The 14,356-nt window shown below is 44.6% G+C and carries 11 protein-coding genes and 1 tRNA gene; 5 read left to right on the forward strand and 7 right to left on the reverse strand.

The window, feature by feature from the left end:
• Positions 1-12: 12 nt before the first annotated feature.
• Positions 13-549 (reverse strand): YdeI/OmpD-associated family protein, encoded by a 537-nt coding sequence (locus GO493_RS14180; protein WP_232538843.1) that lies wholly within the window; start codon positions 547-549, stop codon positions 13-15.
• Between the two features lie 11 nt (positions 550-560).
• Between GO493_RS14180 and GO493_RS14185 the strand changes: the two genes are divergently transcribed.
• Positions 561-1,061 (forward strand): GNAT family N-acetyltransferase, encoded by a 501-nt coding sequence (locus tag GO493_RS14185; protein ID WP_157306861.1) that lies wholly within the window; start codon positions 561-563, stop codon positions 1,059-1,061.
• Here the strand turns inward: GO493_RS14185 and glgX are convergent.
• Complete coding sequence (gene glgX / locus GO493_RS14190; RefSeq protein WP_157306862.1) at positions 1,058-3,193, reverse strand: glycogen debranching protein GlgX; 2,136 nt, start codon at positions 3,191-3,193, stop codon at positions 1,058-1,060. The genes GO493_RS14185 and glgX overlap by 4 nt on opposite strands.
• Before the next feature lie 78 nt (positions 3,194-3,271).
• Positions 3,272-5,053: a glycoside hydrolase family 13 protein gene (locus tag GO493_RS14195; RefSeq protein WP_157306863.1), complete on the reverse strand. Its 1,782-nt coding sequence runs from the start codon at positions 5,051-5,053 to the stop codon at positions 3,272-3,274.
• Positions 5,054-5,222: 169 nt separating this feature from the next.
• Here GO493_RS14195 and treZ point away from each other — a divergent pair, with 169 nt between their 5' ends.
• The 3 genes from treZ (at position 5,223) to GO493_RS14210 (ending at position 9,625) form a co-directional block, all read left to right on the forward strand.
• Positions 5,223-7,010: a malto-oligosyltrehalose trehalohydrolase gene (gene treZ / locus GO493_RS14200; RefSeq protein ID WP_157306864.1), complete on the forward strand. Its 1,788-nt coding sequence runs from the start codon at positions 5,223-5,225 to the stop codon at positions 7,008-7,010.
• A complete protein-coding gene (gene treY / locus GO493_RS14205; RefSeq protein WP_157306865.1) occupies positions 6,997-9,513 on the forward strand; it encodes a malto-oligosyltrehalose synthase in 2,517 nt (838 codons plus the stop codon). Before treZ ends, treY begins: the two co-directional genes overlap by 14 nt.
• Before the next feature lie 28 nt (positions 9,514-9,541).
• A tRNA-Leu gene (locus tag GO493_RS14210) sits at positions 9,542-9,625 on the forward strand.
• 168 nt (positions 9,626-9,793) lie between these two features.
• On the opposite strand, the gene GO493_RS14215 is transcribed toward GO493_RS14210, so the two are convergent.
• The 4 genes from GO493_RS14215 to GO493_RS14230 all read right to left on the reverse strand — a co-directional run bounded on the left by GO493_RS14215 (position 9,794) and on the right by GO493_RS14230 (position 13,767).
• Positions 9,794-10,318: a DUF6933 domain-containing protein gene (locus GO493_RS14215; protein WP_157306866.1), complete on the reverse strand. Its 525-nt coding sequence runs from the start codon at positions 10,316-10,318 to the stop codon at positions 9,794-9,796.
• 13 nt (positions 10,319-10,331) lie between these two features.
• Positions 10,332-11,828, reverse strand: a complete 1,497-nt coding sequence (locus GO493_RS14220; protein ID WP_157306867.1) for a Fic family protein — start codon at positions 11,826-11,828, stop codon at positions 10,332-10,334.
• A gap of 214 nt (positions 11,829-12,042) precedes the next feature.
• Complete coding sequence (locus tag GO493_RS14225; protein WP_157306868.1) at positions 12,043-13,242, reverse strand: IS4 family transposase; 1,200 nt, start codon at positions 13,240-13,242, stop codon at positions 12,043-12,045.
• Positions 13,243-13,395: 153 nt separating this feature from the next.
• Positions 13,396-13,767 (reverse strand): winged helix-turn-helix transcriptional regulator, encoded by a 372-nt coding sequence (locus GO493_RS14230; RefSeq protein WP_157306869.1) that lies wholly within the window; start codon positions 13,765-13,767, stop codon positions 13,396-13,398.
• 110 nt (positions 13,768-13,877) lie between these two features.
• Here GO493_RS14230 and GO493_RS14235 point away from each other — a divergent pair, with 110 nt between their 5' ends.
• Positions 13,878-14,228: an EthD domain-containing protein gene (locus GO493_RS14235; protein ID WP_157306870.1), complete on the forward strand. Its 351-nt coding sequence runs from the start codon at positions 13,878-13,880 to the stop codon at positions 14,226-14,228.
• The last annotated feature ends 128 nt before the right edge of the window (positions 14,229-14,356 follow it).

Genomic DNA, 14,356 nt, shown 5'->3' on the forward strand with positions numbered 1-14,356 from the left:
GCGAAGGTACAATTACTTTCCCTTGTTCGATCTGATCATGGCTCCATAATCCATCTTACGGGCGAGGCCTGTTATGGACTGGGCTATACGTTTTGCTTTGGTTGGTTCTGTCTTAGCGCTTTCTATCCATTTCAGGAAGTAGTTCTGATGCCCTTTGGTGAGGCTGTTGAAGAAGGCCAGGGCCTCCGGATCGTCCTGCAGGCATTCCATAAATTCAGGGGAGGTGACCGGGTTGGGATTGTTATCCACCGCCAGCTGTACATCCAGCATGGCTCCTACTCTTTTGGCTATCCCTTTGCGGATGTCTGCGTTCAATGGCAGGATAAAGGAACCATCGCCCATAGGCAGTAATGCCACAGCGGAGACAGCATATTTATCCAGCTTTCCTTTTACGCGGAAGACCTGCCTGTTGCCCGGCTTCAGCTCCCGGGCCACATCTTCAGGCACCACAATGTACGTCCATCCTGACTTTTCTCCCTGCTGATGGTCAAATTTCAGTATGGACGTGGTATATTTCACCATCTTTTTTTCGCTAAATTTAATACACATAAATTTAAAGTATGCTTATTGCTGAAACGGCCCGCCTGTATGTACGATACTTTACCCTGGACGATGCCCCGTTCATATTGCAACTCTTAAACTCTCCCACCTGGCTTACTTTTATAGGCGACAGGAAAGTGCGCTCACTGGATGATGCCCGTAATTACCTGGTAAATGGCCCTATTGCCAGTTATGACAGGTATGGCTTTGGGTTATATCTTGTTGCGCTGAAAGAGGGGAATAAATCTATCGGCATGTCAGGGCTTATTAAAAGGGATGGTCTGGATGATGTGGATGTGGGGTTTGCGCTTCATCCTGATTATGAGGGGCAGGGTTATGCCTATGAAGCTACGGCAGCTGTTATGGACTATGGGCGCCATACTTTACAGCTGCCGCGTATTGTGGCTATTACTACAGAAGAGAATAAGCATTCTATTGCCCTGTTGCAGAAAATAGGGTTACATCATGAAAAGATGATATTGTTGCCTGGCAATGAACGTGAATATATGTATTTCAGTTAATGCAGCAGTTTGTGTTGTAGCAGTACTACTGAGCGTGCGTCTACTTTTATCTGCTGACCGTTCTGATAAGTCTCTTTCCTGTCTGTGGGCTGTTCATGCGCTGTATCCAGGATCTTTACCCAGTCTGTGCTGTATTTTTCCGGTGGCAGTTTAAAGTCAAGCGGTTCGAAATGTGCGTTAAAAATGACATAGAAATTATCGTCCACTATCAGTTCTCCTTTAGGTCCGCTGGCATGTAATCCTTTTCCGTTGAGGAAAATGGCCATGGATTTTGCGAAGTCATGGCTCCAGTGTTCATCGTTCATTTCAGAACCATCGGGCAGGAACCAGGCAATATCTTCTGTTCCGGTGCCTTTGATGGGTTGTCCCTGGAACCAGCGGCGGCGGCAGAATGCGGGATGCTCCTTCCGTAACTGTATGAGCCGGCGGGTGAATTCCAGCAGGTCTTTATCTGTGTTTTTCCAGTCTGTCCATGAAAGTTCGTTATCCTGGCAGTAGCAGTTGTTGTTGCCTTGCTGGGTGCGTCCGGCTTCGTCGCCCGCCAGTATCATGGGTACTCCCTGTGATAATAACAATGTGGTAAAGAAATTCCGTTGTTGTTTTTTACGCAGGGCCAGTACTGCCTGGTCTGTGGTGGTGCCTTCTGCGCCACAGTTCCAGGAGCGGTTATTTTCGTCGCCGTCTTCGTTATTGTCCTGGTTGGCCTCGTTGTGTTTGTCGTTATACGACACGAGGTCATACAGGGTAAATCCGTCGTGTGCGGTGACGAAGTTGATGCTTGCTGTGGGGCTGCGATAGTCGTTCTTATAGAGGTCTGAGCTGCCGGTGAATCTTTCGGCGAACTCGCCCAGCATGCTGTCTGCCCCCCGCCAGTAGTCGCGGATGCAGTCTCTGTATTTCCCGTTCCATTCTGCCCATCCCGGGGGGAATTTGCCTACCTGGTAGCCACCTTCCCCGATATCCCAGGGTTCGGCTATGAGCTTTACCTGTGAGATGACGGGGTCCTGGTGGATGATATCGAAGAAGGCGCTGAGGCGGTTCACTTCATGCAGCTCTCTTGCCAGTGTGGCGGCAAGGTCAAAGCGGAAACCATCAACATGCATTTCTTCCACCCAGTAGCGGAGGCTGTCCATCATGAGCCTGAGTACGTTGGGCAGGTTGGCGTTCAGGGTGTTGCCGGTGCCTGTATAATCCATGTAATAACGCTTGTCTTCCGTGAGCCGGTAGTAGGAAGCGTTGTCAATTCCTTTGAAGGACAAGGTGGGCCCCAGGTGATTGCCTTCACCTGTGTGGTTGTATACTACGTCGAGGATGACCTCTATTCCGGCGCTGTGCAATGTTTTTACCAGTTGTTTGAATTCCGTCACCTGTTCTCCGAGCACACCACCGGAAGAATAGCGGGCATCAGGTGCAAAGAAGCCGATGGTGTTATAGCCCCAGTAGTTTGTGAGGCCTTTATCTACCAGGTGCCTGTCGGCCACGAAGTGATGTACGGGCATCAGTTCAACAGCCGTGATGCCTAATTCTTTTAAGTAACTGATGACAACGGGATGTGCCATTCCGGCGTAGGTCCCCCTGATCTCTTCCGGAATTTCAGGGTGCAGCATGGTGAATCCTTTTACATGTGTTTCGTAAATGATGGATTCGTTGTATGGTATCTTCGGCGCCTTGTCCCCTTCCCAATCAAAGTGCTGGTCAATGACAACACATTTGGGGATAAAAGCAGCGCTGTCTACATCGCTGAAGCTAAGGTCTTCATCTGCATGGCCCAGTTCGTAACCAAACAAGACATCGCTCCAGCTGATAGTGCCAGCAATGGCTTTGGCATAGGGGTCTATCAGCAGTTTCTTTGCGTTGAAGCGATGTCCGTTCTCCGGTTCATACGGCCCATGTACGCGGTAGCCGTATAGCTGTCCAGGCTTCAGACCAGGGATATAGCAATGCCATACCTGGTGAGAGCGTTCAGTGATCTTTATCCTGCTTACTTCTACTTCGTCCTTTACGGTGTTGAAGAGACATAGCTCTACGCCGGTGGCATTGTCTGCATACAGGGCAAAATTCACTCCTTTGCCGTCCCATGTGGCTCCCAGAGGGTAAGGGCTTCCTGGATATACTATAGAATGTGGCTGCATAATTTACGGATTGGCCTCCGCTCTTCCCGCCCATGCGGGGCACAGGCAGGGAAAAGCAGGAGTATGTTGAGTTAATAATTAAAGAATTGGTTCACCTGATTCTTTTTCTTTTGTGTCAGTGTATTGTTTATAGAAAATTGTTTCCTGTTCCCTCAGCGGGGCAACATCAGCAGGCAGCGGGCCAAAGATCAGCGCCTGATAAGGCGCCAGTGTCACTATACTACCATCCATCTGAAAGGTGAGAAGATTGTTGACCAGAGGTTCCGTATCTACTTCATAGGGCAGTTGATACGCTACTTCTTTCGCAAAAAAGTTGAGGACTATCAACAGTTTCTCATTTTCCAGTGAACGGGTATAACAATAAACCTGTGGATGATAGGCATCAAAGAGCTCATATCTACCATATACCAGCAAGGGCTTATGTTTGCGCAGCAATACCAGTTGCCGGAAGAACTGGAGAACGGAGCGGTCGTCCTTTTCCTGGGCTTCAACATTGAGGTAAGTGTGATCATCATTTATTTTCAGCCAGGGCTTTCCTTCTGTAAAACCTGCATTAGGTGTGGCATTCCATTGTAAAGGTGTTCTGCCGTTGTCTCTTGCACTTATCTGCTGATCTTTGAGGAAACGCTCCAGGTCTTCGTTCTGGCTTTGCAGGTATTTGTACATGTTGATGGTCTCGATATCCCGGTAGTCTTCTATTTTCTTAAAGCGGATGTTGGTCATACCGATCTCATCGCCCTGGAAGAAAATGGGTGTAGCTCTCATGGTAAGCAGGAAGGTGATGAGCATTTTTGCAGAAGTATCTCTGAACTGTTCTGTGTCATTTCCCCAGCGGCTGACCATTCTTGGCTGATCGTGATTACCCAGGTAGATGGTTCCCCATCCATCCTGTTCAAATACCTGGTCCCACGCTGTGTATACCTTTTTCAGTTTAACAAGGTTGATGCCCCTGGGGTCAGGGCGTTTATAACCACTTTTCTCATACCCGAGCATCATTCCTTCAAAGTGATATAACATGTGCAGCTGTTTGCGGTCTTCTTTTACAAACAGTAATGCCTCGTTTATATCTATGCCGGAGGCTTCTCCCAGTGTGGTTACATCGAAGCCGTCGAGGGTCTGTTCGTGCATTTCCCGCAGGTAATCGTGCAGGTGCGGGCCATGGGCGTAGTAATTAGCCCAGTCATTGTCATACTTTACTTTTATTTCTTCCCGGACGTCAGGCCAGGTGGTGTCTTTAGAGATGTAGCAGATGGCGTCCAGCCGGAAGCCGTCTATGCCTTTTTTGAACCAGAAGCGCATCATTTCATAGATCTCCTGGCGGGTCTTTTCGTTTTCCCAGTTGAGGTCGGGCATCTTTTCGGAAAAGTAGTGCAGGTAGTATGAGTCTGTGGCTTTGTTGTATGTCCATGCGTTGCCGCTTATATCAAAGTGGCTGTGCCTGAAAGGAGGTTTTCCTTTTTCTGCAGGCCACCAGTGATAGTAGTTATAATACGGGTTGTTGCGGGATGTGCGTGCTTCCCTGAACCAGTAATGTTCATCGCTGGTATGATTTACCACGAGGTCCATCAGCAGGCGGATGTTACGGTCATGTAGTCCTTTCAGCAACTCGTCAAAGTCTTCCATGGAACCAAACTCTTTCATAATGGAGTAATAGTCGCTGATGTCATAACCGTTATCGTCGTTGGGTGATCCGTAAACGGGATTCAGCCATACGATGTCGATTCCCAGTTGTGCCAGGTAATCCAGCTTTGAGATGATACCTTTCAGATCGCCGATCCCATCGCCATTGCTATCTTTGAAGCTACGGGGATAGATCTGGTAAATAATCCCTTCTTTCCACCAAATATTTTTCTGCGGCATAATAAGAGCTCTTTCGGGTTAATGCCTTTTCTCATAACAAAAATCCTGCACAGTCTGATTTACTAAGCGAGGTATATCATTTCACGCTCATTCTGTAGAAATAACGACGCACATTATCCACATTATAATAAGGGAGGATGCTGGCATATTATTTTCTGTTTTTCCGGATATGAACAATTATCCTTTTGCAGGGGCCGCTTTACAGGATAATGGTTCCTGTAAATTCAGTGTATGGGCGCCTTTCCGTGAAGATGTTAAATTATCTGTTATTAAACCGTGGCAAAAAGAGTATCCCATGATAAAGGATGAGCTGGGCTACTGGCATGTCAGTGTACCTGATGTTCTTCCCGGCTTACAATATAAATATCTGCTGGATGATGATTTTCTGCTGCCGGACCCGGCATCGCGGTATCAGCCGGAGGGGGTGCATGGTCCGTCGGTTGTGGTTGATACCCGTTATAAATGGAATGATAAAAACTGGAAGGGGATCCCGCTGGCGGAGATGGTGATCTATGAGTTGCATACCGGGACATTCACTCAACAGGGTAATTTCAAGGGAATGATATCCCGGCTGGGGCATCTGCGTTCAATAGGTATTAATGCTATTGAGCTTTTACCCGTGGCACAGTTTCCCGGTACACGTAACTGGGGCTATGATGGAGTGTATCCTTTTGCGGTGCAGTATTCCTATGGTGGTGTGGAAGGGCTGAAAGATCTTGTGGATGCTGCGCATCAGCATGGTATTGCTGTGATACTGGACGTTGTGTATAATCACCTGGGGCCGGAGGGCAATTACTTTTCACAATATGGCCCGTGGTTTACTGATAAGTTCCGAACTCCGTGGGGGACTGCCATCAATTTTGATGATGCGTGGTGTGATGGTGTGAGAGCATATTTTATTCAGAATGCCCTTATGTGGCTGGAGGAGTTTCATATAGATGGATTAAGGCTTGACGCTGTTCATGCTATCTGGGATTGCGGGGCCCGGCATTTCCTTGAGGAGCTTTCAGCAGCAGTGGACCATCTTCCGAAACAGAAAATACTTATTGGTGAGGTGGATTATAATAGTCCGCGGTACATCACTACACGTGAGAAAAATGGTTATGGCCTGCATGCGCAGTGGATAGATGAGTTTCATCATGCGTTGCATAGTCTTTTGACAGGAGAAAGGAACGGGTATTATGCAGACTTTGGGGGACTGGAGCCGCTGGCGAAGTCGTTCCGGGATTCATATGTGTTTACGGGGCAGTATTCTTCATCCCGTAAAAGGTATTTCGGTATATCTCCGCGTCAGCACGACTATCACCAGTTCGTTGTTTTTGCGCAGAATCATGACCAGGTAGGTAACAGGATGCTGGGTGAGCGGCTTTCTACCCTGATAACGTTTGAGGCGCAGAAGCTGGCTGCGGCAGTGATATTGTTATCGCCCCATGTGCCGCTTTTATTTATGGGAGAGGAATATGGAGAGAAGAATCCGTTCCAATACTTTACAGACCATAGTGACCCGATGCTGATAGAAGCCGTAAGTAAGGGACGTAAGGCAGAATTTGCCTCTTTTGCATGGGAAGGAGAAGTGCCGGAGCCGCAGGCAGAGAGTACGTTCAATAATTCTGTGCTGAGCTGGGATATTTCTGTTGTGATCATGGAGCTTTACCGGTTTCTGATCGATTTTCGCCGTACACGGGCAGCTATGAAAAATACTGCCAGGGAAAGTGTGCAGGTGAGCACTGTTGAAGAGTTGCTGATAGTACAACGTGGGGGTACGGTATTGCTCCTATTTAACTTCAGCGATAAACCGGTTATATATCAGCATACAGATCATACCACACTCCTTAAAAAATTTGATTCTGCTTCTGTTTCCTGGAATGGCCCTGGTGAAACGGCACTCTCTGAAGTTACTGCCGGCAGCAGTATATCATTACAACCACTTTCAGCTATTGTTTATGAAACCGCTTGATACACCTATTGCGACTTACCGCTTGCAGTTACATGCAGGCTTTACTTTTGCCGATCTGCAGGATATTCTTGAATATCTTCATACCCTGGGTATATCTACTATATATGCGTCGCCTATCTTCAAATCTGCTCCCGGCAGTATGCACGGGTATGATGTAACTGATCCGCATAGCATTAATCCTGCTATTGGCAGTATAGAAGAGTTGCGGGCTATCCGTAGCTGGTTACAGGAGCATAATATGACCTGGCTGCAGGATATTGTTCCTAATCATATGGCATTTCATCCGTCTAATGCCAGGCTGTATGATGTGATGGAACGGGGACCACTCTCTCCGTATTATGAGTACTTTGATATAGACTGGCAGCATCCGGATTCTGAGCTGGCGGGCAAGCTGATGACACCCTTCCTGGGACAATCTGCCGAGGCCTGTATAGAAGTTGGGGAGATCAGGCTGGCGGTTACTGATCAGGGGTTGGCAGTTCAGTATTTTGACACCTCCTTTCCGTTGTCTATCTCAGCTTATGATGTATTGCAGAGCGCCATTACTTCCAGCGACGCGCTGCCTATACAACGGTTGCTGGATGAGCTTTATCAGCAGGCCATGACAGGCATTCCCCTGAAAGTATGGGACCGTGTTAAACAAAGGCTGATTGCACAGCATCCGTTATTGCCGGGATTTATTGAGAAGGTTAACAGTGATAAGCAGCTGCTTTCCAACATCCTGCAGCAGCAGTATTATCATCTATGCAGCTGGCGGACGGCAGATCATAAGATCAACTACCGCCGGTTCTTTACTGTTAATGAGCTGATAGCCGTGCGGATGGAGCTACCGGCGGTATTTGAGGAGTATCATAAGCTGGTGCATAGCCTGTACCGGGAAGAGCTGATACAGGGGTTGCGGATAGATCATATTGACGGGCTGTATGATCCGGAGGGATATATAGATCAGCTGCGCAGGCTTTTTGGCAGCAACTGTTATATCATTGCTGAAAAGATACTTGAGAACCAGGAGTCGCTTCCTTCCAGCTGGGCGATACAGGGGTCCAGCGGATATGAGTTCCTTTCTTTTACCAATCACCTGCTGACGAGTAAAAAGGGCGAAGAGCAGCTGGTGAAGTTCTACCATTCCATGTTGCCTTCATCGGGAAGTTACCAGGATATTGTATATGAGAAGAAACGGTATATACTGGAGCGTTATATGTCCGGCGAGCTGGACAACCTGGTGCGCTACATCTATACGCTTAAGCTGGCAGACGCCCGTATCAACCGGGAGTTGCTGAAAGAAGCATTGGCGCTCTTTATGATATGCCTGCCTGTGTACCGCCTCTACCCTTCTTCAGATGAGATACTGCGTACCACCTTTGCCCGTATGCGTTCCATGAACCGGGAAGCGGAGGAAGAGATCATGCTGCTGGAGTCTTTCTGGGAAGAAGACCGACAGCTTTTCCTTCGTCGGCTGATGCAGTTTACTGGTCCGCTGACAGCGAAGGGCGTGGAGGACACTACTTTTTATGTTTATAATGCCTTATTATCCCATAATGAAGTGGGTGATAGCCCTGTTTCTACAGTTAATTTTCATCAGCGGCTTGCCGCCCGTCAGCAGTATACGCCGGAATCGCTGAATACCACATCGACGCATGATACCAAGCGAGGGGAAGATGGACGGTTGCGGCTGAATATGCTTTCGTTGTTTCCTGATCAGTGGAAAGAGCTCGTGTCCCAGCGGAGAGAGCCGAACATCGATCCGAATGACGAGTACTTCATCTATCTTTCCATCATCGCCGGTTTTCCTGCAGATGGCGTCGTTACGCCTGAATTCGTAGAACGGCTGCAGCAATATATGGTGAAAGCCCTGCGGGAGGGTAAGGTCAATTCCTCCTGGTCAGCACCGGATACAGAGTATGAAGAGGCTTGTACCAACTTTATACAGCAGGCGCCTTTTGAAGAAATGCTGCCTTTTATAGGTCAGCTTAATCAGCACGCCTTCATTGCCTCCCTCGCACAGGCGCTCATCAAAATCACAGCACCGGGCATTCCCGACATCTACCAGGGATGTGAACTATGGGATTACAGCTACGTAGACCCCGATAACCGCCGACCAGTAAACTATACTCTCCGGAAACAGTACCTCTCCTCACTCATCCAGCAGGAGAAACAGGGTACAGTCCTGGCCTATATCACCGAAAACAGATCATTAGGCATGGAGAAGTTGTTCGTCACCTGGAAGGCGCTAACTTTCCGACGCACCCACCCCCAAATCTTCTTACAAGGAGACTACCTTCCCTTGCAGGTCAGTACCCCCGACGTCATAGCATATGCCAGGGTACATAGGCACTTGTGGGTAGTCGTCGTAGTCCCCCTGCCAGGGTTCCGCGACACCGCCTTCACAGTGTCATTGCCGTTAGATGCGCCCGTAGAGTGGAAGAATGTTTTTACAGGGGAAGAGGTCAGTCAGATTGGTTTTGGGAAGTTTCCGGTGGGGTTGTTTTTTGGGGGGGAGTGAAAAGATGTGAAGGTTTGCAGCCTTGGAGGCCCAGATGGCGAAATTGGTAGACGCACTGTGTTCAGGTCGCAGCGCTTGTAAGGGTGTGCTGGTTCGAATCCAGTTTTGGGCACTAACGTCTTACAAGTCATTGATTTGTAAGGCTTTCTCATTTTATTACATGTGGCAGATTTTTACGCATGAAGGAGGCTATATGTTTGGATTTTTATGTTTAAAGATATCTCCGTAAGCAAACAATAACTAATTTTTCAATTTCTTGCATATTATCATTAGCTTTTCACTACCCCTGCCTCCCATCAAAAAATTCACGCCAATATTCTCCCGGTTTGGTGTAACCATCCTTTTTATTCTTCGTGCTATACAAATAATCTATTAACTGATCTTCCATTTCGTCCAATGAAATAGCCTCAAAAGAAGGGTAATCATGCCATTCTAATACTAGTGTCATTTGATTCATATAGGAAATCATTGACCTACTACTTGTTTTTGCTACAATATAGTTTATCGCATGACTTACTTCAAACTGGATTAGGTCCTCATTAAATCCTACTTTTGATAACACGGCAGGTAATCGCTTATTAAATTCATCCCAGGTTCCTCCTATAGTCTTCCCCCGGCAAACAACACTTAATAATGAAGGCTCATGAACATACATAACCAAGGACTTCCCGGTAAAACCAGTACTTATCAATTTCGCATACCAGCTATGTAATAGCTGCCCCTCATCACCAGCTGAAATATATTGTCCAGCTTTCAGCCTTGAAGTGTTCAACAATTTTTGCACTGCATGAATAATAATGGCCATTCTGATTATTTTATTATGCTATCTCAAATATCTTACGATACACAATTTCCATTTCTTCAACCTCCTTATCTGTTAATTTTGAAAACTGTTCCCTTCGCCGTTTGGGAAATATCCCCTTATTCTGATGCAAGAATAAAATCATCAAATTTATATTCCGGTCAGGCATATCTACAATATACTGAAGTGCACGCTTTACCTCATCATACCGTTGTATGAAAAGTAATTCTTCAGGCATATCCTCTTTTAACGTAGCGTGAATAGTTTCTGCAAGATAAATACTTTGCTCAGTCAAATCAGGGAATCGATAATAGCTTTCCACTTCTTCCGGATTTAGTACTTCAATTCCTCCTTCATTGTTTTTAGTGTATTTAATGAATTGCATCAAAGGTTTGGAATAACGTTCGAGTATAGTATCATAATCCCGAATATTATTTACCATATGGGCTGATACTGGTATAATCAGACCTTTAGGTACAGACCCATCATGCACCAATACATCATGGATCAAAAATCGATGTATCCTGCCATTTCCATCTTCAAAAGGGTGAATAAAAACAAAACCAAAGGAAATAACTGCTGCTCTTATTTCAGACGACACACCAATTGTTTTATTTGCAACGGCTGCAAGTCCATCCATCATCGACTTAACAAAAACAGGTGGCGGACATATATAATGAATCAGATCGAGGTATCCTGGCAGGGATTGTCCAATATAATTCTGAAAATCTCTAAATCCTTTAGCTGCGAACCGACTATCGACAATAGCATTTTGTAATTGTGTCAATCGCTGCTCATCAAGTATTGTACTTGTTTCCTCAACTCCAGCCTGCGTTAGTAATGCCACAAACTTTTCCATCCTATCTGGTGTTGGTTGCTCTTTTTCTATTTCATAGGAAGATCTGGTCTCTTTATTATATAAATAATTAATAGCCCTTTGAAATACTGCTGGCGAAAAGTCAGTTTTTAATTGTTCCAGCTTTGCTGTTATATCCTGTTTTAATAGTTCTTTGAGCCTATTGGTTTTCCTTATTATAGGGCAATATGAAACAGTACCTAAAAGATTATCATTAATACGCCATCGCGTATTCTTTACTATATTTCCAGTAACATACTTATCATCGTCCAGTAGGTCTACGTAATTCCCGCTTATGGGCTTCCTTATCGACAACTGCTTCCCAGTCAAAAACTCAAATAAAAAACCTATTCTTCTGGAATATTTGCCTGAAGGCGATAGCTCAATAAATCTTTCAACATCTTCAATTGCAATATTTCCAAACACCCTCCTCAAAAAAGGAAGACTCAAATCATCATACTTTAATGAAAATTCAAGATGAGACATTGGAGAATCTTCATGAGGTGCATATTTTCGGCTATATACCTGCTCAATATTGCCCTTGTTAGTCACTTCTATAGAATCATTACTTCCAATGTAAGAACAATGAGTCAATACAAATTCAGATATATTAAACTTTTCTTTCAGCCATCGACTCCCTACTGGGTTTAAATTCATATAGTCAAAGTTTACAGTAAAGTTAATAATTAACACTGTAAAACGATTATTAAAAGCAAAAATTGATGTAAAACGATTATTTTAATCACATAATACTGTAAAATGATTATAAACATTGTTGTCCGGTAAAAAACGCACTTATTCGGATGTAGTCCATACCGGTACGGGATTACATCCGATTTTTAGTCAATAAATACAGTATATAGCTCCTCCTCTAAGCGGAACTCAACACCGGATTGTTTACTTTTCGCCATGCCAGATAAGTATCTTTTAGAAAACTTAACAACTCTACATAGCTCATTAAATGTAACCGGATTACCGTTATCATATTAGCAAACGACTTTTTCGTTTCAGATTTCTTTCTCAAAACCACCATCAGTAGCTGAGCTATTAAAACACAATAGATCTGGACTTTAATAGCATTTTGGCTATCTCCCCAAAAATATCTCAATGGGAAGTTTTGCTTTATCTGTTTAAATAACAGTTCTATCATCCATCTGTATTTATAAATGCGGGCAACCTCACTGGCACTGATCTTGAGATTGTTTGTTATAAACACATATATTCGTCCATCGTCTGCTTTGTAAGAAATTCTGCGCATACGCAGCCTTATCTCTTCCTTTTCCTGCTTGTAACCGACCGTTATGAGCTGATCTTTAAGTACTCCTTTACTTTTCTTCTTCTTTGTTTTGTCCGACAATACCTTACAAACATGAAACACCGCGTTTTCTTTCATCCTGGATACAAACCAAACTTGCTGATTACTCCATGAATGGAACTGCCGATAATCATTGTAGGCCTTATCAAATATGATAAAGCTTTCCTTGGGTAACTTCAGCCTTAGTAGGAACTGCCGGTCATGTACTTTGGCTGGTGTCATACGCACAAACTTGGTAACTCCACTAAAAGCATCCATCATAGCATGTACTTTGATTCCACCTTTACGCCTTGCTCCGTCCAATCTGGGACGACCTACTCCACGCAGAATATCTCCGAATAAGCTTATGGTACTGCTGTCAATGATCTTGAGATTACTTATGCTTAATCCCTTTAACCGGCTGTCCGAGATAAATCCATGGTACTTCTCTAGTAACTGCTGATAAATTGTTGCAAATACCCAATAGCTTCTACTACTGTTTGCATCCGAAAGGGTACTTCTGGCTGGAGCCTTGTCGAATCCCAGATGTGACAGCTTCCCTTCACAGGCCAGCAGCCCTTCACACAGCTCCCGCAAGCCATTACAGTAGCTGAATACGCCATACAACAAACTTACCAGGTGTACGCGAAGAGGGAGCTTTTTATAGTAACGATTGCTATGATGCTTTTGAGCTGCGTCCCGTATCAGCTTCGCTGGTATCACCGATAATATTTGAGATAATACCGGCTGTCCGGTAAATTTTCTATCTTTATCCAAGTTTATAGTTTTGAGTGTGGTAACCCAAACTTATAAACTATTGGGGGCTTTGCCCCCTTTTTTGTGCGCTACTCTTTTAGTTTAGTCGGACAACACTGTTTTTTATTATTAATTACATACTGGTTCGATCCATAACAATACGCCAAGCATCTTTTATAAAACATTCATGAACTTAGGATCGTTCTTCAATCCTTTTTCAAGATCCTCTCTGTGCTCCTCTCCCCATTTTTCCATATCTATAATAAGCGGAACTAAGTCATTACCTAATTGAGTCAAGTTATATTCAACCTTAGGCACCTTTGTATTGTATACCTGTTTTTCCATAAAACCATGATTCACCAGTTCCCCTAACTGCTTATCAAGTACCCTGCGATCACCATTTTGTATCTTTTGTTGTAATTCACTGGGCCGGTGAAATCCCTGGGAAACATAATAAATAAGCATCAACTTCCATTTTCCATTCAATAATTCTTTAAAGAAATGTAGACCGCAATTTATTTGAATGGGTGTTTTCTTCTTATACATGAGGTTATAAAATTAGGTGAAAGAGGTGTTAGTAAAAATACCCGCATAAAATTGTCCGGTGTTGACTGTTGGTCAGCTTAAAAATAGCTTTGCATTTAAAATAAAAAAACATGCTGAAATTCACATTTCTAATTCACCGGACTAATGAGATGAGTAGAGAAGAATTCGTTCACTATCATCGCCAACATCATGCGCCATTATTTATGTCCATTCCTGAATCTCAAAAGTACGTTAAAAAATATGTAGTCTCCCACCCGACCGAAATAGACGGTTTTCCGGCGCCTCAATACGATGCTATCACAGATATCTATTTCTCTTCAATGGAAGATTTCAATACATTTTTTTCCAGCGAAAATTACAAACTGAAGGTACATCCGGACGAAAGTAATTTCTTCAAGCTAAATGAGGTAATAAGTCTGGTCTGCGACGAAAAAATAGTAGTCGATGTAATGACATCATAATAGCGAATAGAATAATAAATCCGCCAGCGGACATCTAATAACAAACGCCGGAGATTACTCTCTCTCCGGCGCTTTTATTTATATCATTAGCACTATTTAAAGAACTGTGTGAGTTTAAAAATTGCGTT

Source organism: Chitinophaga tropicalis, assembly GCF_009758205.1.
Lineage (GTDB): Bacteria > Bacteroidota > Bacteroidia > Chitinophagales > Chitinophagaceae > Chitinophaga > Chitinophaga tropicalis.